This window comes from Mongoliitalea sp. (genome assembly GCF_054166905.1).
The window spans coordinates 44,344-68,370 of sequence record NZ_JBSZCK010000031.1 but is presented as its reverse complement, the minus strand read 5'-3'; the positions used below and the strand labels follow the sequence as shown (position 1 = coordinate 68,370).

Sequence of the window (24,027 nt, the reverse complement as noted above, 5' to 3'; positions counted from 1 at the left end):
ATGAAATTTTTATTTCTAGTCCAAGGAGAAGGAAGAGGTCACATGACCCAAGCCATAAGTTTTGCAGAAATTCTTAACGAATTGGGACATGAATTGGTCGCAGTAGGAGTGGGTAGCAGCAAGAGAAGAAGGATTCCTGACTTTTTTATGAAAGGAATTAATTGCCCAATACTCACTTTTGAAAGTCCAAACTTTGAATGCGACAAAGACCAGAAAAAAATCATTCTAAGCCAGACCATCTTTAAAAATCTAGGAAAACTACCCACCTTTTTCAAAAGTTTACAAACTATCCAAAAACTAATCGAAGAGCATCAACCAGACGTGATCCTCAATTTTTATGAACTTTTAGGAGGACTCCATCAATTGATCTTCAGGCCTTCCCAAAAATATTGGGTTATCGGACATCAGTATCTGATTGCACATAAAGCTTTTCCATTTGCCAAAGGAAAACCAATCCAAAAATTCCTTTTCAAAGCAAACACTCAATTGACGGCCATAGGTGCTGAAAAATGGTTAGCATTATCTTTTCGTCCATTAGAACCATCAGAGAACCTAAAATTGACTGTACTTCCTCCTTTACTTCGGAAGCAATTGTTTGAATTAATGTCAGAAGAAGGGGATTTCATCTTAGCTTATATGGTCAATCAAGGGTATGCCAATGAACTAATTGCACAAGCAAAAAAACATCCTGACCTTAAAATTGAAGCTTTTTGGGACAATAAATCTCATCCTGAGGCTTTTCAAATACTCCCTAACTTAGTTTTCCATCCCATAAATGATCGCCTGTTTCTAGAAAAAATGAGCACTTGCAAAGCCTACATTAGTACAGCAGGTTTCGAGTCTATCTGTGAAGCCATGTACTTCCAAAAACCAGTGTTGATGATCCCAGTGGAAGGGCAATACGAACAGGAATGTAATGCCATTGATGCGGAGATTGCAGGGGCTGGTATTGCTCATAAATCCTTTGATTTAGGAGTATTAAAGGCATATTTAAGCAATCAGGACAACAATAACCATGCTTGGGTAATCCAATCCAGAAATACCTTAGTAAGACTTGTATTCCACCCAATTGAAACTTATGCCAACTAGTAGCTGAAAAATTGCATGACATGCAATTGCCATTTTTTGAATATTTTTTTGATTTTATTGAAATTACTCAAAGCGCTCACACAAATTCCTTTCAACTTTGTTAAATTCGTGCAAACGTTAGCATATAATCGTTCATGAATATAGAAAAAGAAAGGCTTAGAGAAGACCGAGAACGACTTAAGCATTGGAAAAAGTGGGGGCCTTATTTGACAGAAAGACAATGGGGTACTGTCAGAGAAGATTATAGCCCCAATGGGGATGCTTGGAATAATGTCACCCATGATGAAGCCCGGAGCAAAGCCTATCGCTGGGGAGAAGAAGGGATAGGAGGTGTATCGGACAATAGACAACGCTTATGTGTTGCATGGGCATTTTGGAATGGCAAAGACCCATTTATTAAAGAAAGACTTTTTGGACTTACTGGACCACAAGGGAATCATGGAGAAGATGTCAAGGAGTTATACTATTACCTAGACTCAACTCCTACACATAGCTACATGAAGATGCTGTATAAGTATCCTCAAAATGAATTCCCATACAAAAAACTATATGAAGTCAATTCCAAACGGGGAAAATTAGATCCTGAATTTGAATTGATGGACACAGGTATATTCGATAAAGATGAATATTTCGACATCTTTCTAGAATATGCTAAAGAAGACATTGAAGATATTTCTTTTTTTGCAACAATCCACAATCGAGGTTCTGAAGACGCCCCCTTGGTAGTAATGCCTACTATTTGGTTTAGGAAGACTTGGTTTACAGGACATGAGCCATTCATGCCTAAAATCTCAAAGATTAGCGATACCGAGCTCAAAGCATTTAGCCCTAAAAATGGGAACTATTTTTTCACATTTGAAGGCGAACCTGAATTCAAATTTTGTGATAATGAGACCAATCGCATGCGTCTCTATAACATCCCAAATGAAAAAAAATACCTCAAAGATGCCATCAATGACTATGTAGTGAAAGGCTATGTTCAGCATCTCAATCCAAAGGATTACGGTACCAAAGCTGCTGCAATTTATCGATTGAATATTCCTGCTGGAGGAAGTGTCAGGGTTAAATTCCGAATGACGCATCAAATGCAGGCACATTGTCTGGAAGATTGTGAAAGGATCCTGCAAGATAGAATTAAAGAAGCAGACTCCTTTTATGGAGAAGTCCAGTCCAGAGTCAAATTAGCAGACCATCAATTGATCCAAAGGCAGGCATTTGCAGGCATGATGTGGGGAAAACAATTTTACTACTACAATGTAGAAAGATGGTTGGAAGGGGATCCAGGAAGATACTCTCCTCCAAAGGAGCGTAAAAAAGGAAGAAATACCAGTTGGAGACACATGCATAACTATGACATCATCTCCATGCCTGATAAATGGGAATACCCTTGGTATGCGGTATGGGATTCTGCCTTTCATTGCATCCCCATATCAAGAATTGACCCAGACTTTGCAAAAGATCAATTAACATTATTTCTTAATGATTGGTATCTGCATCCCAATGGACAAATTCCTGCCTATGAATGGAATTTCTCGGATGTAAATCCACCCGTACATGCCTATGCTGTATCGAGAGTCTTTCATATCGATAAAAAAATGAATGATGGCAAAGGTGATTTTGAATTTTTGGAGCGCTGCTTTCACAAATTGATGATCAATTTCACCTGGTGGGTCAATCAAAAGGACTCTGATGGAAAGAATATTTTCCAAGGAGGTTTCCTAGGATTGGATAATATATCAGTCATCGACAGAAGTCATGCAGATAAGTTTGGAGGGAAATTAGAACAAGCAGATGCAACCTCTTGGATGGCTATGTTCAGTCTGAATATGCTGAGAATATCACTCGACCTTTGCGAATTCAATAAGACCTACCAATACTCCTCCATCAAGTTTTTAGAGCATTTCCTACACATTGCAGGAGCGATGAACAACATCTCTGGAGAAAGTATCAGCCTTTGGGATGATGAAGAGCAGTTTTTCTTTGATTTATTTCATTTGCCGGGAAAAGAACCAAAGGTCATGAAGCTCAAGTCAATTGTAGGAATTATTCCATTATTTGCAGTGGAATCTATCCGTATTGATTTGTTTGATGATTTACCTGACTTCAAAAAGAGACTGGAATTTTTCCTGAAAGAAAAACCCAAGCTTGCTTCACTCGTATCCAGTTGGATTCAGCCGGGGCACGAAAAACGACGATTGTTTGCTTTGCTCCGTGGGCATCGGATGAAGAGTATTTTAAATAAAATGTTGGACACAGAAGAGTTTTTGAGTGATTATGGGATTCGTTCCATGTCCAAATACCATGAAAAACACCCTTTTTCACTTAAGATCAATAAAGATGTTCAAACGGTGAGGTATACACCCGGTGAATCCGACACTTTAATGTTTGGTGGCAACAGTAATTGGCGTGGTCCGATATGGTTCCCAATCAACCATTTGATCATAGAATCTTTAAGAAAATTTGACCACTATTATGGGGGCGAGTTTTCCATAGAATACCCAACAGGCTCTGGAAAATACCTTACGATGGATTTGATCGCAAGAGAGTTATCACTCCGTTGCATTAAAATCTTTGAAAGAAACGAGGAAGGACATAGACCTGTCTATGGGGGACATAAAAAATTTCAGGAAGATCCACATTTCAGGGATTACATCTTATTCTATGAGTATTTCCATGGCGATAATGGGATGGGCCTAGGTGCATCCCATCAAACAGGATGGACGGGATTGGTCGCAGAAATGATCCATAAATATTACAAATCCGATAAGAAGAAAGAAGAAGAAAATGCTGAAACCATTTTTAGACTCTAACAGAATAGAAGCAGGCTGTGATGAAGTGGGTAGAGGGTGCCTCTGCGGTCCTGTAGTGGCTGCTGCGGTAATTCTCCCATTGGATTATGCCAATGAGTTTATCAACGATTCCAAAAAGCTCAGTAAACGTAATCGAGAAGATTTAGTAACTGAAATCAAGGCTGAAGCCATTGCATGGTCAGTGGCCGAGGCTTCGGTTGCTGAAATAGATAGTATCAATATTTTGAACGCGTCTTTTTTGGCCATGAATAGAGCTATTGCCTCGCTTCATTCAAAACCAGAGTTTTTGCTGATCGATGGTAACCGATTTAAGACTACACTAGACATCCCCTTTGCTTGCATTGTAAAAGGAGATGCTACTTATGCAAGTATAGCTGCTGCTTCTATCTTGGCTAAAGTTTACCGGGACAACCTCATGGTTGCTTTGGCCAAGGAATTTCCAGGATTTGATTGGGAAAATAATGCAGGCTATCCAACTCCTAAACATCGGGCTGGAATACGATCCCTCGGCTTGACACCTTGGCACAGAAAAAGTTTCAAGCACTTACCCGAACAGTTACCACTTTTTTAAAAGCGCATCAACATATAGCCCTGAGGTACATATTTAGTCAGCGTGGTCAACATAGAAAGAGACATCTCTGCTCCCTGCCACATATCACTTGGCTGCATTCCTCTTGCTATCAGAGACTGCCCGCATATAGAAAACTCCACTCCCGCCCTTTTCAATGCTTCGTAGGTAGACAGATTAGGATTATCGACGCCATACAACTTTTGATAGTAAGCATTGTTAAGAATACTATAAATAGCTCCTCCATGAACGGCTACTTTGACTTTCAGTTGTTCTTTTTTCACTCCTCCTACCCCATGCAGATTCATCATCCGGGCAATGTTATCCACCATGCGATTAACCTGTAATGGATTATCTGCAGCCGATACCAAATCAATGATGATTTTAAACTCTTGATCAGGATCTGGAACTTCAGTCGCTTCAGGAATTTGAAAAACCATCCCGAATCCCGGAACTATTGGATCTAAACCAATATGTTGAGCCGATAAACTGGTTTGAAAGAAAATGATGAGAATAAATATGGATGCGAAGACTTTCATAGCTGATGATTTTTTCCCAATCTAGAAAAAATCAGGGCTTCCTCAAACCTCAATTACTTCTACGACAAAAACGAATTCTGATGTCCCCGCAACTTCAGGTGGGATTACACCATATACAAGGAACTTATTCCCATACCAATATTTGTATTTTGGATCTTTCAGCAAATTTGCATAAGAGTCCTCCTTGTAAAGCTTTTGCACTTGATTTACAGCACGTAACTCCCCATTTTCAAGCACATAGACCTTTTCTCCAGGTGGGTTTTTCCTATTTTCATTGCCCCTAAATAAGAAATAAACATCCGTAGCTTGATTCGCTAATTGATAGGTTCCTGAATAAATCGCATTAGTGAAATAAAGTTTGATGGATTTGTCAAAAGATTTTTTACCCTCACCATCTAAAGTTAGAAAATGCAAAAACTTCTTATTGGTTTTGACTGGCTGTGCCGCCAAGGTGATGAACTCACCATCAGTCACTGCTTCAATCAATTTCATCTCTCGGTGAAAGTGTTTACGTTTTTTATTGGAATTTCGCTGATAAGCATAAAATCCATTCAATTCCGCAAAAGGGTATTTAGTAAAAGTCTGCTCCAAAAACTCATTTACATCTATTTGAAAATACCCCGAGAACCATTCACCTGGTTTGAAACTATATGTACCCACAATTTTATGCTCCTCATATGGCCCATATAGTAACTGAGCTCTTCGAATGAAGAGTTTTTTATCTTTAGGTATATTTACCGGAATTCTAAGTGTTCGATTACCTTCCTTATCAAAAGAATAAATCTGAAGTTCTTGATAGCGCTTTTTCCCTTGGGTATAGACTAATAAATCTACCTGATCATCCACTACTTGCAAATCCCACACCCGTGTATCTTTATCAAAAAAATCTGTGATAGAGTAGAGCTCTTGTTTTTCATAATTGAATATCTCCAAAAAATCCCCTTCCAATCGCGAACCAAGCATCACTATTCCATCTTTAATGGGGCGTATGGCTAGGGGGAAGACCATATTCGACATTATCGGATACCTAACAACATCTCCTGTCTCAAAACTAATTCTCACCAGGACTTTTCTATATCCAAGCCGTTCACCGAAAGAAACAAAAAAGTAGGCAAATTCAAGATCTTCTTCGTAGGTGAATCTATAAATATTTGGCCCAAGTCTTTCTTTTTTAGTAAAAAGGGTTTGCAATTGGTCATCTTTAATGGTGAAATCAAGCTCTCCTTTTACTTGGTCAAATTTGTAAGAAAGCATCTTACCTTGAATGGTGATTACACCATATTCTGTTTTTCCAAACTGCGGATCAAAGGAAATAAATTGGGCCTCTGCTAGTAAGGATATCAAGACAAAGAAAAAAGTGTAAAGTAGTGGTTTAGTTTTCATACTCATAGACAAACTAACGATACTCACCAAATATTGTTTCAAAAAAAAAGCTCTGAATAAAATCAGAGCTAAGTGCGCACGAGAAGATTCGAACTTCCACACCCGAACGGGCACTACCCCCTCAAAGTAGCGTGTCTACCAGTTTCACCACGTGCGCTTAGAAGGTCTGCAAAAGTAGAAATCAAAGTGTATCTCTGCAAATCTGAAACAAGGATTTTGAAAGAAATCTAATTTTATTTAGAATAAACTTTGCCTTCGGCTGCTAAAAGGGTATTGTACAATAAAGAGGCTATTGTCATAGGTCCTACTCCGCCAGGGACAGGTGTAATAGCTGATGCTTTTTGAGATACTTCATCAAATTTCACATCTCCGATCAAGCGGAATCCTGACTTCTTACTGACATCATTTATGCGGTGAATTCCTACATCAATAACCACCGCACCTTCTTTGACCATGTCTGCAGTCACAAACTCGGGTTTACCCAAAGCTACTATCAAAATATCAGCTGTTTTGGCAATCTCAGGTAAGTTTTTGGTCCTACTGTGAGTCAAAGTAACCGTACAATTTCCAGGATACTCATTTCTTGCCATCAAGATACTCATGGGAGAACCTACAATATGACTTCTACCGATGACTACACAATGCTTTCCAGAAGTTTCAATTTGGTATCGCTTCAATAACTCTACAATCCCATAAGGTGTAGCTGCAACATATGCAGGCCACCCTAAGGTCATTCTCCCAACATTTGCAGGTGTAAAACCATCGACGTCTTTTTCGGGCTTGATTTTATTAGTTACTTTTTCTACAGAAATATGCTTTGGTAAAGGTAGCTGAACGATCAAGCCGTCTATAGAAGAGTTTTGGTTGATATCTTCTACTACTTTCAGCAATTCCTCCTCTGATATGCTTTCTTCTAAGCGTACTAAAGTCGAATCAAACCCAACTTGTTCACAGGCTTTCACCTTCGCCCCTACATAGGTTTGACTCGCCCCATCATTGCCGACTAAAATCGCGGCAAGATGTGGCTTTTTCGCTCCCAATGAAACGATTTCCTTAACTCGCGCAGCTATTTCTGATTTGATTTCTTCCGAGGTTTTTTTTCCGTCGATGAGGGTGGGCATAGTGATGGGGGATTAGTGAATAGTTATTAGTTATTAGTTGATCGAGTGATTAGTGAATAGTGATTAGTGAATAGTGAATGGTGATTAGTTGATTGTGTTTAGTGAGTGGTTTAGGTAGCTGATTTTGTAATTTTATTTGAACTGATTTTTCTGTGCTGTTTCTAAACTCTTGACAAAGATAGCTATTAATTCATTTGACTCTTTGAATAAGAAGTTTAACACTTGGGTATCACATTCTAACTGAGCTTTACGAATGATTTTAATACTAATCAAAGACTCCCTTAATTCTTTAAGAATCACACGAAACTTATGAATGAAATCTTTTCTAGACTTGCTACTTTGAGCTTCCCCATAATTCAAAGCTGGAGAAGTGCCAGACCTTAAAAGTTGTCCTCCCAAATGTCCGCCTGCTTTAGTTTTTGGCAAAGAATCGGACAAATGTATTATTGACACAGCAAAGTCAATCAGTCTTTCTTCAAGATTATATTCTTTCGACATTGTTGTTATAGTAAGAATACGTTTGTTTATAGGTAGATTTAAACTTCATTATTCGACATTAGACATTCATCATTCGACATTTTAATGCCGAATGATGAATGCCGAATTTAGAATTTCGATACCTAAATTCTCCTAAGAAAAACAATTCTAGTCAAGCTTCAACACAGCCATAAATGCCTCTTGCGGTACTTCTACGTTACCGACTTGACGCATACGCTTCTTACCTTTTTTCTGCTTTTCGAGGAGTTTACGCTTACGGGAGATATCCCCACCGTAACATTTCGCCAATACATTTTTACGAAGGGCTTTTACTGTTTCACGGGCGATAATTTTCGTTCCAATTGCTGCTTGAATCGCTATCTCAAACATTTGTCTTGGCACCAATTCCTTAAGCTTTTCACACAGTCTTTTACCCCATTCATAAGCTTTGTCTCTGTGCACAATAGCTGAAAGGGCATCAACTACTTCCCCATTCAGCATCACATCCAAACGCACCATATGGGAAGCTTGCGCACCTATCAATTCGTAGTCTAAGGAAGCATATCCTCTTGAAATTGTCTTTAATTTATCAAAGAAATCAAATACAATCTCAGCCAAAGGCATATCGAAAGAGAGTTCAACACGCTCAGAAGTCAAATACACCTGATTTTTGATCTGACCTCTCTTCTCCATACACAATTGGATTACAGGCCCTACATACTCAGCCGCAGTAATGATTGTCGCTTTTACAAATGGCTCTTCAATATGTTTGAACAAGTTAGGATCAGGCATATCAGAGGGAGCATTGATGATTTTATATTCACCATTGTTCATTAAGGCTCTGAACTGAACCGAAGGAACAGTGGTGATGACAGTCATGTCAAACTCTCGCTCCAAGCGCTCTTGGATGATTTCCATATGCAACATCCCCAAGAATCCACAACGGAAGCCAAAGCCCAAAGCAGCAGAAGTTTCTGGTTCCCACACAAGAGAAGCATCATTCAATTGCAACTTCTCCATAGAAGCTCTCAATTCTTCAAACTCAGTAGTATCTACAGGATAAATCCCTGCGAAAACCATGGGTTTAACGTTTTCAAAACCTTTGATGGCTGTCTGGCAAGGATTCTTCACATGCGTGATGGTATCCCCGACTTTCACTTCTTTGGCAACTTTGATCCCGGAAATCAAGTATCCAACATTTCCGGCTGCCAATGTTTGTTGAGGTATTTGATTAATACCTAAAATACCAATTTCATCAGCATCATATTCCTTACCGGTATTGACAAATTTGATTTTATCTCCTTTGTTGATGGTACCGTTGAAAATCCGGAAAATTACCTCCACTCCACGGAATGGATTATACACCGAATCAAAAATCATCGCTTGTAAAGGAGCGTCAACATTCCCCTTAGGAGCAGGAACACGCTCTACTACAGCATTTAAGATATCTTCGATACCCAAGCCCTCTTTACCGGAAGCAAGGATGATGTCTTCTCTATCGCAACCAATCAAGTCAATTACCTCATCAGCCACCACTTCCGGATCAGCTCCAGGAAGATCGATTTTATTCAAAACAGGAATAATTTCCAAGTCTTGACCTATAGCCAAGTATAAATTGGAAATAGTCTGGGCTTCAATTCCTTGAGAAGCATCTACAATCAATAAGGCACCTTCACAGGCAGCAATTGAACGAGAAACTTCGTAAGAAAAATCCACGTGTCCCGGAGTATCAATCAAGTTGAGGGTATATTCCTCTCCTTTGTAGTTATACTTCATCTGTATGGCGTGGGATTTGATGGTAATTCCCCGCTCTCGCTCCAGATCCATGTTGTCCAACAACTGATCTTGCATCTCTCTGTCGCTTACAGTATTTGTAAATTGAAGTAAGCGGTCCGCCAACGTACTCTTCCCATGATCAATATGGGCGATAATACAGAAATTTCTAATTTTTTGCATAGTCATATCAGAACGCAAAAATAGATAAAAATGTGGCAATTTTGGGAATTAAAACTGTACCAGACAGAATTTTATTTTCTTTGCATGTTTAATCGAATTTCTCATGAAAAGCATCGCAGAAAAGAAGCAGCAACAAAACATTGGTGAATATATCATTTATATGTATCAAATGGAAGATTTATTACGCGCCTATAGTTTTGTATTAGAAGACATTGAGCAGTATGTGATCAGTCACTATCCTATCGAAATAGCCGAAAAAAAAGAAACAGCATCCTGGTTTGCTGACTTAGCAACTCAAATGCATCAAGAAAAAATAACTCAAAAGGGACACTTAAAATCCGTTCAAACCATCGTCGATGAATTGGCTCAAATCCATTGGTCTTTACTGAAAGCAGATAAAAACTACTATGAGCACTATCAACAAGCCAAGCCCTATGTGCTGCAAATGATGCTGGAAGAGGGGGCTGCTGAAATATCTCATGAAATACAATTATTCTTTAATGCCATTTATGGTCGCTTACTAGCCAGGCTTCAGGGCAGGGAAATTCCTTCTGAAATCTTGGAAGCTACAGAGGCCTTTGGTAGCTTACTGAGTTATTTGAACGAGGTATATTTGAGTTCAAAGAACTTGTAAAAAAAATGCTCCCCAAAGTAAACCCTACGTGATTAAATATTTAGACACTATCAGTTTTTGCTTCCGAAAAGAGACACTAGCTCTCTAGAAACTCATACACGCTCCTATAACATCCCTTTTCCTCCACATAATCCAAAAACTCTCGATAAAACTCATGTGAGCATAAAGTTGCAGAATCACCAATGACAACTAATTTTCTTTTGGCTCGTGTCAAGGCAACATTCATCCGTCGGACATCTGATAAAAACCCGATCTCTCCTTTGCTATTAGAGCGAACCAAGCTGATAACAATGATGTCCCGCTCCTGACCTTGAAAGCCATCAATAGAGTCAATCGTTAGAAGCTCAGAAAATGAACGTAAATTGGGAAATGCATAGGATTCAAAAATCAATTCATTGAATTTTCGAATCTGAGCCCTGTAAGGAGCAATCAGCCCTATTGTCCAGCCTTGGGTTTTGATAGTACCAATCCCCACTCTTTTTAATAAATTTTCCAGATGCTGTAAGGTGAATTTAGCTTCATCAGGATTAAAAGTACTCAAGGATTCCTGTTCTTGCTGATCTTGAAAGCCTGCTCCCGCTGTATCAATAAACTCCATGACAGGTTCATCTTCCTGTAAAAAGTGACTAAGCGTATTGGAAGCAGCCTTCAATCCTGAATGATAAAAATACCGGCTAGAAAACCCCATGATTGTCTCTGGCATGCGGTATTGTTCTTGTAACATTTGAGAAACATGCCCTTGTCTTTTGATCACTTTTTCGAATAGGGTTTCGCTCAATCCAGCTTTCCCAGCATCATAGGATTTGATAGTAGGTGGTAGCTGACAATGGTCTCCTGCCATCACCACTTTTTTGGCTTTCAAAATCGGAATCCAAGTGGCTGGTTCCAAACCTTGGGCTGCCTCATCTATAAACACCACCGGAAACTCCATACCTTTTAACGCATGACTACTTGCACCCACCAAGGTAGTAGCAAAGACTTGTGTACGTTGAAAAACATCATGCGTGATGTAATCTTCCAAGTGCTCTGCCTCATCCTTCAATCTTCCTGCTTCATCCAATAATCGTTTTCGCTGGGCACGCTCTTCCGGACCAAAACTTCTTTTGTATTTGAAAGCCAACTTTCGATACTCCTCGGCAGACTTTTTTACTTTTTTCAAATCCCGGTAGCTTTCATGCATGGCTAGTTTCGCATCAAGTGTTTGATTCAGGATGGCCTCATCTACCCTTGCTGGATGACCAAGCCTAAGGGTGGCAATATTTTTTTCAATTAATTTTTCAACCAATAAATCTACCGCAGCATTGCTAGGAGCACATACCAATACCTGCGGGCAGCTTTCTAAGGATTGAGCGATAGCCGCTACAAGTGTCGTTGTCTTGCCTGTACCTGGAGGGCCATGAATAATTGCAACATCTTCAGCATTGCTAACTAAGGCTACTGCATTATTCTGAGAAGTGTTTAGCAAAGGGTTATTTTGAAAAAGCTTAGCATCAAAACTTGCTTCTTGTTCTCCTAACAAAATATGTTTCAATTCACCTATCCGTCCTTTTTCTGCTTTGATGACTGCCTTCATCGTGTATTCCATTTCTCGATAAGAAGCCTCATCAAATAACAGATCCACTCCCATTTTACCTTTATGCATCCACTCAGGGATTTCATCCACTTGGATGGTCACCACCATCAAATCCTTTTTAACTTGGTTGATGACACCGTTGATCCGTTGATGATGGAAGCCTTCTTGTGTAGAAAAAATAGATACTGATTTTCCAGATTGAAAGATATGAGCATAATTGGTATCCGGCCTTTCAAGTTCGATAATCACTCGTTCCCCGTGACCGATTTTAGATTTTTTCAAATACACAGGATACCAACAAACACCTTCTTCTTTTTTATCAGCGATCGAGGTGTATAAGAACTTTTTTTTGTATTGAGCAAGGTCTTCTTCCCATTCGATTTTTAAAAGTCTAAAAGTATTCTTTAATTGGTCCTGTATATTCAGCATTGAAGTGTAAATTTGAAAGCAAATGTACATGTAAATCACCCAGCAGTCCATTCTGTTTAAAAAAATAGCCATTGAATTACTTAGCTCACGCTTATTTATCATTTGGAGAGCCTAAAATACTGGTAGGAAACCTCATCGGAGACTCAGTCCGAGGCAACATAGAACGCACCTACGAACGAGAAATCGTCATGGGAATTAAGCTTCATCGTGAAATCGATAAATTCACTGATAATCATGAACTTGTAAAAGAGGCACAAGAAATTTTAAAACCTGTATACGGAAAGTATTCATCTGTAATTACGGATATGTATTTTGATTATTTTCTGGGAAAATATTGGAAAAATTATCATGAAATGCCTCTGAATGAATTCGCACATCAAGTATATGATACACTCGATATTTTCATTGACATCCTTCCATATAGGTTTTTAAAAATGTATGGATTTATGCGGTACCACAATATGCTTGTAGGCTATGGAAGTCTAGATGGCATTAGAAGGGCAATGCAAGCGATGGCAAAAAAAACAAAATTCAATTCCAATATGGAAACCGCCCACATCTTCTTGGATGAAAACCATGAGTACTTTAGAATTCATTTTGGAGAGTTTTTTGAAGATTTAGTAGCCCATTCTAAATCATCACTCGAGATCTTGAAAAACCCTTAACATACAATCAATCATTCCTTCTGTATAGGAACAAATTCTCTTTGCTGCTTTTGATAGGGTTTACTTAAAGCAAAATATTGTCTCTATTTTTGAAGTCTGATAAATCCATTAGATAAACATGACAACCTGTAAACCAAAAACAAGTACATACATAGCTCTTGGTTCGGTATTAGGACTACTATTCGTAGGTCTTATAGGCACACTGACGCATTTTGCGAACGTAAGAACGTTTGGGTTGTGGTTTTACTTGCTAAGTACTACACTATTGACCATAGTTATCTTACTCCTGCTCGTGAAAATGATGGCAGGATATAAGTTTATTACCGCAGGAAAAGAAAAAATCACCCTGCGATTCCCTATTCGCAGACTAACAAAAAACTACGCTCTTGACGAGGTGAAAGTATGGGAAGAGGAAAAGATAATTGCGAATAAAAAAGAATTTAAGCAAATGACTGTGGTATTTGAAGATCAGACTTCCTTTACTATCAGCAACCATGAGCATGAAAACTATTCAGAAATGCTTGCTTATTTTCAAAAAAAGCTAGCAAAAAAACATGTTTCTTCAATTGTCAAAAACTCAAAGCCAAAGAAGAAGTAAGGGCTAGATTATTTCTAGAGAAACTACCATCTCGAAGAGGAAATCTCCCCTGTCTTGCCCAAAATTGTCTTCCTTCCATCCGCCAAATCAATCTGTCATTCAAAGGAATATCCAAGTTGATAGAATTCCCAGATAATTTAAAAGGCTCATCCAGAATTATTGCTCTTGGGTCTGAGTAATATTCTGTTCGTATAGCAGCCGTATATTTATCCAAAACTGTTTTTTTCAAGGATGCCGTTACCCCCCACCACTGTGCTCTTGGAGCAAGAACTACTTGCTGCATACCATAATCAAATCCAATGGTATATCCCCAAGAATCTAGCTCATGTTGGATATAAAAATTATTGAAAAAGCGCATTTCTCTAAGAATTATGGTGCTTTCATTTCCCAAATAATTAGCATAATTAATTACCATCCCTTTGATTGGAGAATGATTGACTCCAAATCCAAGGCCAACTCCCTGATTATTCTGTGTACGTTGAACATTTTGCCAGCCATTGGAAAGCCAAAAGGTGAATTGCGTATGTTCCTTCAAATCATAGCTTAACCTTGCACCCGTAAGGAAATAGGGTGAATTTTCAGCCATTAAGCTTCTGCTGAGATGCCAGCCAACTGTCCCTATCCAACTTTCAAAACCAATATGAGAAGGCATGATTCCCACATCTAACCAAAGCTTATCCAACAATTGCACTCCAATAGATGCTTCATTTAAAAATTGAGCCCACGCAGGCTCATCCGCAAGATTGTACTGTGCATAAGTCCCGGCCATCAAGGCAAGCGAACTTCGAATATTCCCTTCGGTGTAGGACGCCTTCACAAGTGCAAGATTGACGCTGAACTCATTATGCCGATTAAAATTGTATAGAAAATGAGGCCTCTGATGATTATCTGGCCGATTAAAATCAAAACTGTAATAGGTTTCCAAATACCCCGAAAATTCCCATGAACCAGAATCCTCCTTTTGTGCAAAAGAGTTGACTCCGGAAACTAGCAAAAGACAAATCAGCAAAAACCTCATACAATTCACTTAGGATTCCCGTCAAATCACAAAAGCCAGCTTTCGCTGGCTTCCTGTTAACATTACTTTCTAGTTCTGAAATGTTTATCGTAAAGTTCCACACTTTCTTGGATGATTTTAAAGGCTTCTTCCTTACCTAGGAAATCTTCCACCTTTACTTCCTTATTTTCTAACTTCTTATAGTCTTCAAAGAAGCGGTGTACTTCTTTCATCAAATGAGGAGGGAGTTCGTCAATATCATCTATATAATTGACAGATTGATCACCCGCTGCCACTGCGATGATTTTATCATCTGCTTCTCCACCATCAATCATTCGCATCACTCCTATCACCTTGGCTTTAACCAAAGTCATGGATGGAATATCAATTTGCGAAATAATTAGTATGTCCAATGGATCGTGATCCTCACAATATGTTTGCGGAATAAAACCGTAATTAGCTGGATAATGAACTGCTGAAAAAAGTACTCGATCCAAGAGCAACATTCCTGTTTTTTTATCCAATTCATACTTTCCTTTACTTCCTTTGGGGATTTCAATCACACCCATTACATATTCAGGTGCTTCTTTTCCTAGTTGCACATCGTGCCACGGATTGATCATAGTTGAAAACGTTTGATTAAAACAATATTAGGTCACAAAATTACGGTCAAAAAACAAGGAAAAAAACGAAATGTATCTTTAAATTTCCTTACAGCACTCATTGAAGAGCTAAACCTGTACTAAATTCAAGCTTGGAAGCTTTACTGTAACCTTTGTACCCACCTCAGGCTGTGAGATTAGTTGAATACTTCCACCCATTTGGGTTACAGATTCTTTGACCATGTATAAACCTAAACCCGACCCTGCATTTTTTTTAGAAGCCCGTTGGAACAAATTGAATACCCCAGATTGATATTTTTCTTCAATTCCATGCCCATTATCTTCTACAGAAATCTCTGCTACTCCACTGGTAACTTTTGCCTCAATCTTTATCCATGGCCTATCTTTTAACTCTTTATGGAAATTATAAGCATTTGAAAATAAATTATTAAGAATAACCCGGATTTTGGCATCATCTGATAAAAATGGCTCTTGTTGTTCTATCCCAAGGATTAACTCAAATCCTTCTAAGTCCCACTTCTCCCTGTAGGCCTCTATTTGCTGATGGATAATCTCATTAAGATTCACTGGCGCAACCTGAGCATCCATTTTTGTTGAACGATAAAAATCGAGCATTTTGTAAATAAAATCATCTAGCTTTCCAGTGGCAGAGTCAATCATATCAAAAAACTCCAGCACTTGAGGATCCGAAAACTCCATTTTTGCAAGCTTGGAAACCCCCGATATACTCATCAAAGGCCCTCTTAATTCATGAGACAAGGAGTACACAAACTGATTCATCTCTATTTGGATTTTCTCCAGTCTGCTGGTTTTATCTTTTAACTCTTTACGGGTATTATAAATTTCTGCTGCATTGATAATTGCATTTTTAATTTGGTCAATATTCCAAGGCTTATCTATAAATCGATATACTTCTCCTTTATTGATCGCATCTATAACCGAGGCTATGTCTGAATACCCCGTTAGCAAAATTCTTATTGGGTCAGGGTTAATTTTTGTTAGTTCCTCAAAAAACTCCACTCCGGTCATCCCTGGCATCCGTTGATCTGCTACCACAACGTGAAACTCTTCATTTTGAACAATTTCCAATCCTTCTTTAGCATCAATCACAGTAGTAATTGAAAAAAACTTACGCAAACTTGCACGAAATGACGTAAGGTTATTAGCCTCATCATCAATATATAGTACTTTAATTTTATCCATCATATATTTGGGTATTTTGAAGGACAGGAAGCTTTATTTTGAAATTGGTTCCGTTTTGGGGCTCAGAAGTCACTTCTAGGTAACCTTTGTGATTCTCTATTATAGTATATACAATGGATAATCCAAGACCTGTGCCTTTTCCTACTGCTTTGGTAGTAAAAAAAGGTTCGAAAATTCGCTGCCTGATGGGCTCAGGAATACCAGGACCGTTATCTTCAATTTCTATCTGTACAAAGGTATTCAGATTTTTGGTTCTAATAGTGATTTTAGGTGACTCTTTTTGATGTTCATTCTCCAGTAATGCCTGAATAGCATTATTTAAAACATTCATAAAAACTTGGTTGATTTTACCTGCCAGACACTCTATGGGAGGGATAGCGTCGTACTCTTTGACAATCTCAATTCTCCCAGCCATAGTGCTGTTGAGCAAGATTAAGGTACTATTTATTCCATCATGAATGTCTACTTTCTTAACATCTTGCTCATCAACCCTCGAAAAAAGCTTTAGTCCCTTTACAATTTCCACTGTCCGCCTAGCCCCATCTTCCATTCCCTGTAGGAGTTGCTGAATTTCTTGGAGTAAATAATCTAGCTCCAATTCATTTTCCAAGTCTCTTAATTCTTCTATGGTTGCTGATGTAAACTCCAATTGCCCCTTAGCCTTGTAAGCCTCTAAAATCTCCAACACATCTTCAATATCTCTCTTAAGAGGGGATACATTTGAACTTACGAAGTTAATAGGGTTATTGATTTCATGAGCGATACCTGCTGTCAGCTGCCCAAGAGAAGCCATTTTCTCCTGTTCCACTAATTGAGTTTGGGTGCTTTGTAGATTATGTAAAGTATCCTCAAGCTCCAAGGTCCGTTGCTTCACTTTTTCCTCCAAAATTTCATTTTGTCTAGTGATCAAAACCTCATTACTCTTCATGACAGCTAATTTTTCTTGTTGTTCCGATTCCTTTTCTTTTTTCAAAATATTGATTTTATCTGCCAAAGCGAATGAAATCAAAACAACCTCAAGTCCAGAACCAAAGGGCATAATGTATGCGGAAAACTTAGTGAATGGAATAATCCCCATTTCTGAAAAAACGAAAATAAAAATCCCAAACATAAACACAGACCAAGCTATCAAATACAAACGGGCTGGTCCGTAACCCTTTTTCAAAATTCTAAATGCCACTAAGAAAACATACATGACTACAACTGACTGAGTCACAAGCAAAACTTGATAACTCAAGGTGATGGAAATGAATAATGCATTGAGCAAAATAAAAGCATACACCCCATAAATGAACCGAAATCCCTTATTAAGAACGGGTACAAAGTGGCGAGCATTTAAAAACACTTTTAAAAACCAAATACCAACTATGCTTACCAAAGAGGAAAAAATAACAATTGAACGCTGATTCATCCAATCCCAGTTAGGCCATAAAAACTCTTGCGTATATCCCAGAATCGAAGATTGTGCAAACCATACAGCCACTAAATGAAGCACATAAACCAAGTAGGTGATATCCTTTACTGAACTATACAAAAATACATTGTAAAAAAACAGTCCTACAATGACTCCTGTGAATATCCCGAATAAGACATTTTCAAAATTCAAACGCTGATATACTCCTAATGTACTGGCAATATATGCTGATACGATTTTCTTATCGCTGCTTTGTACTCTAAGATAAATTTGGACAGGAAGATTATCTGCAGGTGGACGTAAGGAAAAGATAAGCTTGTTGGATGGCAAAATTCTAGTTGAAAAATCTATGATACGCCCACTGATCTGTTCATCAATCACCTCTCCACCATATACTAAAAAATACTGTACGATATCTAAGGAGCTGTTATTAATGACTAAGAATTTATTTTCAGGAGTACTTCTCAGATCTTTTACTTCAAATCGGAGCCAAACAGTTGCTTTGCTGATTCCAAAATTGGGATTTTCTGATTTAATCAATTGAAACCCCTCTTCTTGAATTACTTCTTGAATGGACAATTCTCCACCTTTATCGATCAGAAACTCATAATTCTCTACATTTTTTGAAGATTCACCTGTGACCCACTGAAAAACAGGGCTCCCAATATTAGTGAATACCATGAAAATAAAGCTGATTAACATTTCCAGTTTAGATTAACGAGTTGTAAATCAAATTCTATTTGGATCTTACCTTTTGGGGTATTTTCTTCTGTAATGCAATGTAAAGATTCCCTAAGCATAAAAATGTAATCTCGTTCTTCTTTTTCTGCTTTGGGTAAGTTACATGGATCTTTTAGCACAATGGAGGTGGCTACCAAATCTAATTTTGGGTAAAAAAAAGTCCCGTCTTTCCCAATAGCCGTTTCTATTTCAAACCCTTTTTGCAAAGATGGCGGAAGCGTATACGCTGCAACAAGCGCAAGTAAGGAACCTAATTGTAGTTGTGAGGCAATGGCAATACCTGCTCTGATTAAATAAATCGCACCGATGCCATATCCTCCAATTGTCTTTGAATTCCAAAGTCCAGCAACTTCTGCTGTACCGTTTTTTCCATAGCGGCGAACTAATTCAAATACCGATTCATCTACCTGTGCAACAGCTGTTTCTAATGGAAGTGGATAATCCTCATGAGCAATATGCAATCTCAACCCAGAAACTATCTGACCTGTTGGCATTAATTCAACGACAACTACATATACATAAGGATTATACATCCAATCATTATTCGCAGAAGTCACTTTATTTACCCCATATTGTTTGAGGACATTCGCATGTCCCTCGGCAAATTCCTGACAAGTCAATGGTTCATCAATAGCTCGGAAAGCTCTAAACTTAAACATGGGGAATTATTTTAAGCGTTTCTGAAACAGGCCTTCTATACGATTTCACTACCTTCCCGTCTGTCATATTCAATCGGAACATAAATAAAGGTTCTTTGTCCTTGCTTCCCAACAAGTAATTAAAATCTTCAAAAGCAGATTGAATCAACTCACCTTCAAATTTCGTGAAATCTTTTTGCCCTCCTTTGAAATACCTGTGAAACATAAACAATGCCGCAGTAACCGGTTGAAAACTTATACCCATCTTGTTGGCAGTAATCCAAATGCGCTGCAAAAGCGCACCTCCTGTGAGATACGTTTGAGGAGTAAATTTAGGCCCCATCAGTACTGCAATAGCTGAAGCTGACTTAAAAGTATCATCAGAAATTTTGGTAAACCCTTGACCCAATTTGAATTTCCGAATGACATCCATGGCTTGTCTATTGCTGATCAATTTCATAAGTGCTTTTTCCGCAGTCCCAAAATCAAATGTGGCTAAGTCAATACCATCTTTCAATCTGGCAGCTTCCTCGGGATTCCATCGAATTTCATGTAAAAAATCTTCGTAACCTTCTTTATTAAGCATCCTCACCCAATCCATTTTTCCATTGATTGAAGCTAGGTCTTGAATGGACTTTTCTCGATCGAATATTTCCAAATGAAAACCTGTACCAGCAATCAAACCTCTTAATTCCTCCAGCTGATTGGCTGCTATTGGTTTCCTACCTTGATTGAGTCTGTCCGTTAACCGTTGAGAAACATAAGGAAAAAGTGACTCTTTTTGAAATAACATTTCCTTCTTTTGCGGGGCTGTCAAAAAGACAATGGAAGCAATATGCACTTCTTCAAAAGAGGTTATCTGCTCATGAATTCGTATCTCCATCCCTTGATCAGCACACCAAATCCGGATATTTTCCAAAGCTGCTCCAAAGGCTATTAAAGAGCCAGTCCCCTTAAAATCCAACAAAGCTTTAGAACGCTCCTGATCATGCATTAAATGTAATACGCCATGAGCATCAAAGATCCATGTCCAAGGCTGTACGTTTCCTCCCGAAGGCGCCAAATTGGCAAAAGCAAGCAATTGCTCTAACTCATCAGCAATTAATAAATACGCTGATTTAAGATTTCCGGAAAAGTTAAAAGTACTGTCTACTTGACCATTCAATTCCCGTTCTTCACGAAGCATAACATCACTGATATCATTCAATTGTAAGATTTCATCGAAATCCACATAATACCTTCCTGATTTCAAAGCTTTTCCTAAAAGTAACTGTCTACTGGCATGTGCACCAAGAGCTCCTCCCAAAAAAACAGAAGATGCTAGTTGAGGCCAAGAAGTAATGCTTTGATTCACTTCAAGCAAGGAAGCTTTCATTCGGGTAGAAAGTGTTTCCAAGCCCGTAATTTTTAACACCACTGGGATTTTTTCTTTCATTGGAAGATCTTTCAGCCCTTTGTAGTCTAGCCCTTCCACCAATCCATGAAAAATCTCTCGATCCTGCTCCAAATCAAAACGCTCAATGTCTAGCATCCCTCGATCGGATGTATCCATCAAGACTGGGATCCGAAAAGCTCTTGCCCGTTCTCGCATCATCAATTTCATATCCAAGCTATCACACTCGTCAATCAAAAGATCCAAAGAGCCATTTCTAGTTAAAAAATCATCCAGATTACCCTCTGTCAATCCTTCTTCAAAAACAGTCACCTGAAGATAAGGATCAATCTCTGCTATTTCCCGCTGTACAATAGTTGTTTTTTTTACACCTAAATAATGAAGTCCTGCCCTTAACCTATTCAAATTACTCAATTCGAGTGTATCAAAATCAGCGATTCTTATCTCTCCAAAGCTTCTTTCCAACGCTAGGGCAAGTGATACACTTTGACCTACCGAAAGTCCAACTACCCCAATTTTTTTTCGGGACAATTGCATCTGCTCTTCCGCAGTAATTTTATATTTGTTTCTGATAGTCCGTACCTCAGCAAACTCTTTTTCAGGCAAAACATGAACCAGTGTATTTCTCCAAGGGTAATAAACCCAATTCCCATATTTTTCCCCTCCATTTTTTTCTAAAAAATCACCGGCTAACTTATTCAGGTTACTAGAACTAATTGTATTTGTAGGGTTTTGTAGCTTAATCAAATCTTTGATTTGAGAAAGAATAGAATCATTGACTGAGACGAGAGAATTATTTTTTAGCGCCAAATACTCTACTAATTCATCTTCTTTTGCTAAATTTAAAATTACATGAGAAGCATAGGCTGAAGTAGGGACTGTTTCGGTGAATAACATACTTCCAGTATTGCAGGGGTGAACAAACGGTAAAATTATAGTAATGAAATCAATTTCAACCCCTAATGTTAAAAATATTCCATAGGATTAAGCCAAAATTGATAAAATAATATGCTGATCGCTAAATTTGGGGGCAAGCTCGTAAAAAAATTCACCCAACTATTTTAATATATATGACTTTGAGCAATAAAATATCAATTCTATATGTAGATGATGAAATGCATAACCTTCAAGCATTCAAGGCTACCTTTAGGAGAGATTACAAAATTCATTTGGCTATTTCGGCAAAAGAGGCAAGAACACTTTTGGAGAAAGAAACTGTGGATATTATCATCACAGACCAACGGATGCCTGATGAAACCGGAGTTGAATTTTTAGCTTCAATTATTCCAAACCACCCAGAACCTATTCGAATATTATTGACTGGCTACACAGATATTCAAGCTGTCATCGATGCTATTAATAAAGGACAAATATATCATTACCTCACCAAACCTTGGGATGAAGATTACCTGAAAACAGTCATCAAAAATGCATATGAGGTATTTTCTCTGCGTAAAGCAAACAAAAAACTTACTGAAGACCTTATTCAGGCCAATGAGCAATTGGAATTTTTATTAAGACAAAATTTACTTTCCTAAAAACGGGCAGCTAATAACAGTTGTAGCTCCTTGTGGGTCATGCTAAATTTCCTTGCTAAATGAGCATTGGTAAGACTGCCTCTATAGGTGTATACCCCTTTCATAAACCATTTGTAATTAAACACCATTTCTTCTGCCCCGCCCAAGTCTGCCATTTGAAGAATGATTGGTGTGAAAATATTACTCAACGAAAAAGAAGCAGTCCTTGCTACCCTAGAAGCAATATTGGGAACACAATAATGGATTACATCGTGTTTAATATACACAGGATCATCATGTGATGTCATTTCCGCGCTTTCTATACAGCCTCCCTGATCGATACTCACATCTATGATAATACTTCCAGGACTCATACCTGCGACCATCTCCTCCGTGATAACTATCATATTTCTGCCCTTTTCGGCACGCAGCGCACCAATGACTACGTCAGCATTTTTCAACTCTTCTGCTAGCGTATAATTATCGATAGTAGATGTGTATATCTGTTGTCCGAGTAGCTGCTTTATTCTTCGGAGTTTGTACAAATGGTTATCAAAAACTTTAATATTTGCTCCTAGCCCTAAACCAGTTCTTGCTGCATATTCGGCTACAGTTCCTGCCCCAATTATTACCACTTTGGTCGGTGGTACTCCAGTAATTCCACCAAGCAATAAGCCTTTTCCAGCACTGACCGAACTTAAATATTCAGCAGCAATGAGCATCACTGTGGACCCTGCTATTTCACTCATAGCCCTGACCACAGGCATCCCTCCTACTTTATCTTCCAGATTCTCAAATGATACAGCGGTGATTTTTTTTGCATTCAAGGCATGAATGAAGGATGCCTCCTGCTTCCCAAGCTGTAAGGCTGAAATGAGGCAAGCACCAACTGGCATATAGCCGATTTCTTCTTCAGTAGGTGGTTCGACTTTTAGGACAACCTCTGCTTCAAATGCTTCTTTGGCTGAATACACCACTTTGGCTCCCGCATCCGCATAGTCCTTATCTGTAAATTTGGAATCATTACCGGCACCAGTTTCTACTACAACCTGTTGGCCATTGTTCACTAAAAGTGCTACGGCATCTGGTGTAAGGACTACTCTTTTTTCTTGCGCAGACCTCTCCAGGGGAATCCCTATGACCAAAGAATTATTTCTAGTTTTCACTTTGGCCTTAGCCTCTTGCGTCAATACCGTTGTATCAGTTATCTCAACCATGTTTTTGCCCCTTAATCACTCGGTTCATTTGGATTTTTCTCTTGCCAGATTCATCTACCGCTAAGGCAATTAACACAAAATCTTCTGGCAAATAATGTGGAATTTTCTCTGCCCACTCAAGCCAACAATAGTTTCCGCTGTAAAAATACTCATCTATACCGATATCCAACACCTCTTCCTCTTCATTAATTCGATAAAAATCAAAATGATAGAAAGTTTGGCCTTTATTATTTCTGTATTCATTCACTAAACCAAAGGTAGGACTAGACACTTGATCCTCTACACCGAATGCTTCGGCAATAGCTTTTACCAATGTCGTCTTACCAGCTCCCATAGCACCTTTAAAGACCCAGATTGGCATATCTTGAGCAAAGGTTTTTATTTGTTGGGCTACCTTATGAATATCTGACAACGCATAGTTGTCTATGGTATTTGATTCCAA

At 38.5% G+C, this 24,027-nt stretch carries 21 protein-coding genes and 1 tRNA gene; 7 read left to right on the top strand and 15 right to left on the bottom strand.

Annotated elements, in window-relative coordinates:
- The 3 genes from ACXIUD_RS11350 (at position 1) to ACXIUD_RS11340 (ending at position 4,470) form a co-directional block, all read left to right on the top strand.
- The gene (locus ACXIUD_RS11350) at positions 1 to 1,089 is read left to right on the top strand and encodes a glycosyltransferase family protein (RefSeq protein WP_458052756.1); all 1,089 of its coding nucleotides are present in this window, start codon (positions 1 to 3) and stop codon (positions 1,087 to 1,089) included.
- Positions 1,090 to 1,223: 134 nt separating this feature from the next.
- On the top strand, positions 1,224 to 3,899 hold the full coding sequence (locus ACXIUD_RS11345; protein ID WP_458052755.1) for an MGH1-like glycoside hydrolase domain-containing protein: 2,676 nt from the start codon (positions 1,224 to 1,226) through the stop codon (positions 3,897 to 3,899).
- Positions 3,874 to 4,470 carry a ribonuclease HII gene (locus ACXIUD_RS11340; RefSeq protein WP_458052754.1) on the top strand — a complete coding sequence of 199 codons (597 nt, stop codon included), beginning with the start codon at positions 3,874 to 3,876 and terminating at the stop codon, positions 4,468 to 4,470. Before ACXIUD_RS11345 ends, ACXIUD_RS11340 begins: the two co-directional genes overlap by 26 nt.
- On the opposite strand, the gene ACXIUD_RS11335 is transcribed toward ACXIUD_RS11340, so the two are convergent.
- The 6 genes from ACXIUD_RS11335 to lepA all read right to left on the bottom strand — a co-directional run bounded on the left by ACXIUD_RS11335 (position 4,467) and on the right by lepA (position 9,949).
- Positions 4,467 to 5,006, bottom strand: coding sequence for a DsrE family protein (locus ACXIUD_RS11335; RefSeq protein WP_458052753.1), 540 nt, complete (start codon positions 5,004 to 5,006; stop codon positions 4,467 to 4,469). The genes ACXIUD_RS11340 and ACXIUD_RS11335 overlap by 4 nt on opposite strands.
- A 42-nt stretch (positions 5,007 to 5,048) precedes the next feature.
- The gene (locus tag ACXIUD_RS11330; protein ID WP_458052752.1) at positions 5,049 to 6,389 is read right to left on the bottom strand and encodes a hypothetical protein; all 1,341 of its coding nucleotides are present in this window, start codon (positions 6,387 to 6,389) and stop codon (positions 5,049 to 5,051) included.
- A 73-nt stretch (positions 6,390 to 6,462) separates the two neighbouring features.
- Positions 6,463 to 6,546 (bottom strand) — tRNA-Leu (locus ACXIUD_RS11325).
- A gap of 76 nt (positions 6,547 to 6,622) precedes the next feature.
- Entirely contained in the window at positions 6,623 to 7,510 is an 888-nt protein-coding gene (locus ACXIUD_RS11320; protein WP_458052751.1) for a bifunctional 5,10-methylenetetrahydrofolate dehydrogenase/5,10-methenyltetrahydrofolate cyclohydrolase, read from the bottom strand.
- Between the two features lie 132 nt (positions 7,511 to 7,642).
- Complete coding sequence (locus ACXIUD_RS11315; RefSeq protein WP_458052750.1) at positions 7,643 to 8,008, bottom strand: four helix bundle protein; 366 nt, start codon at positions 8,006 to 8,008, stop codon at positions 7,643 to 7,645.
- Positions 8,009 to 8,155: 147 nt separating this feature from the next.
- Complete coding sequence (gene lepA / locus ACXIUD_RS11310; RefSeq protein ID WP_458052749.1) at positions 8,156 to 9,949, bottom strand: translation elongation factor 4; 1,794 nt, start codon at positions 9,947 to 9,949, stop codon at positions 8,156 to 8,158.
- A 97-nt stretch (positions 9,950 to 10,046) separates the two neighbouring features.
- Between lepA and ACXIUD_RS11305 the strand changes: the two genes are divergently transcribed.
- A complete protein-coding gene (locus tag ACXIUD_RS11305) occupies positions 10,047 to 10,577 on the top strand; it encodes a DUF4924 family protein (protein ID WP_458052748.1) in 531 nt (176 codons plus the stop codon).
- 76 nt (positions 10,578 to 10,653) lie between these two features.
- On the opposite strand, the gene ACXIUD_RS11300 is transcribed toward ACXIUD_RS11305, so the two are convergent.
- The gene (locus ACXIUD_RS11300; RefSeq protein WP_458052747.1) at positions 10,654 to 12,579 is read right to left on the bottom strand and encodes an AAA domain-containing protein; all 1,926 of its coding nucleotides are present in this window, start codon (positions 12,577 to 12,579) and stop codon (positions 10,654 to 10,656) included.
- A 71-nt stretch (positions 12,580 to 12,650) separates the two neighbouring features.
- Here ACXIUD_RS11300 and ACXIUD_RS11295 point away from each other — a divergent pair, with 71 nt between their 5' ends.
- Positions 12,651 to 13,244, top strand: coding sequence for an acyl carrier protein phosphodiesterase (locus ACXIUD_RS11295; protein ID WP_458052746.1), 594 nt, complete (start codon positions 12,651 to 12,653; stop codon positions 13,242 to 13,244).
- 118 nt (positions 13,245 to 13,362) lie between these two features.
- The gene (locus ACXIUD_RS11290; RefSeq protein ID WP_458052745.1) at positions 13,363 to 13,842 is read left to right on the top strand and encodes a hypothetical protein; all 480 of its coding nucleotides are present in this window, start codon (positions 13,363 to 13,365) and stop codon (positions 13,840 to 13,842) included.
- Here ACXIUD_RS11290 and ACXIUD_RS11285 read toward each other — a convergent pair.
- The 6 genes from ACXIUD_RS11285 to ACXIUD_RS11260 all read right to left on the bottom strand — a co-directional run bounded on the left by ACXIUD_RS11285 (position 13,814) and on the right by ACXIUD_RS11260 (position 21,748).
- Positions 13,814 to 14,860: an outer membrane beta-barrel protein gene (locus ACXIUD_RS11285; protein WP_458052744.1), complete on the bottom strand. Its 1,047-nt coding sequence runs from the start codon at positions 14,858 to 14,860 to the stop codon at positions 13,814 to 13,816. The genes ACXIUD_RS11290 and ACXIUD_RS11285 overlap by 29 nt on opposite strands.
- Positions 14,861 to 14,922: 62 nt before the next feature.
- Entirely contained in the window at positions 14,923 to 15,462 is a 540-nt protein-coding gene (locus tag ACXIUD_RS11280; protein WP_458052743.1) for an inorganic diphosphatase, read from the bottom strand.
- A gap of 108 nt (positions 15,463 to 15,570) precedes the next feature.
- On the bottom strand, positions 15,571 to 16,668 hold the full coding sequence (locus ACXIUD_RS11275; protein WP_458052742.1) for a hybrid sensor histidine kinase/response regulator: 1,098 nt from the start codon (positions 16,666 to 16,668) through the stop codon (positions 15,571 to 15,573).
- Positions 16,658 to 18,781 (bottom strand): sensor histidine kinase, encoded by a 2,124-nt coding sequence (locus ACXIUD_RS11270; RefSeq protein ID WP_458052741.1) that lies wholly within the window; start codon positions 18,779 to 18,781, stop codon positions 16,658 to 16,660. The genes ACXIUD_RS11275 and ACXIUD_RS11270 overlap by 11 nt, the downstream gene beginning before the upstream one ends.
- Complete coding sequence (locus ACXIUD_RS11265) at positions 18,775 to 19,479, bottom strand: hypothetical protein (RefSeq protein ID WP_458052740.1); 705 nt, start codon at positions 19,477 to 19,479, stop codon at positions 18,775 to 18,777. The genes ACXIUD_RS11270 and ACXIUD_RS11265 overlap by 7 nt, the downstream gene beginning before the upstream one ends.
- Positions 19,472 to 21,748 (bottom strand): Rv1355c family protein, encoded by a 2,277-nt coding sequence (locus ACXIUD_RS11260; RefSeq protein ID WP_458052739.1) that lies wholly within the window; start codon positions 21,746 to 21,748, stop codon positions 19,472 to 19,474. Before ACXIUD_RS11260 ends, ACXIUD_RS11265 begins: the two co-directional genes overlap by 8 nt.
- A gap of 179 nt (positions 21,749 to 21,927) precedes the next feature.
- Here ACXIUD_RS11260 and ACXIUD_RS11255 point away from each other — a divergent pair, with 179 nt between their 5' ends.
- Positions 21,928 to 22,389, top strand: coding sequence for a response regulator (locus tag ACXIUD_RS11255; RefSeq protein WP_458052738.1), 462 nt, complete (start codon positions 21,928 to 21,930; stop codon positions 22,387 to 22,389).
- Here ACXIUD_RS11255 and ACXIUD_RS11250 read toward each other — a convergent pair.
- Positions 22,386 to 23,585 (bottom strand): alanine dehydrogenase, encoded by a 1,200-nt coding sequence (locus tag ACXIUD_RS11250; protein WP_458052737.1) that lies wholly within the window; start codon positions 23,583 to 23,585, stop codon positions 22,386 to 22,388. The two genes, ACXIUD_RS11255 and ACXIUD_RS11250, sit on opposite strands and share 4 nt — an antisense overlap.
- Positions 23,578 to 24,027, bottom strand: coding sequence for a tRNA (adenosine(37)-N6)-threonylcarbamoyltransferase complex ATPase subunit type 1 TsaE (gene tsaE, locus ACXIUD_RS11245; protein ID WP_458052736.1), 450 nt, complete (start codon positions 24,025 to 24,027; stop codon positions 23,578 to 23,580). Before tsaE ends, ACXIUD_RS11250 begins: the two co-directional genes overlap by 8 nt.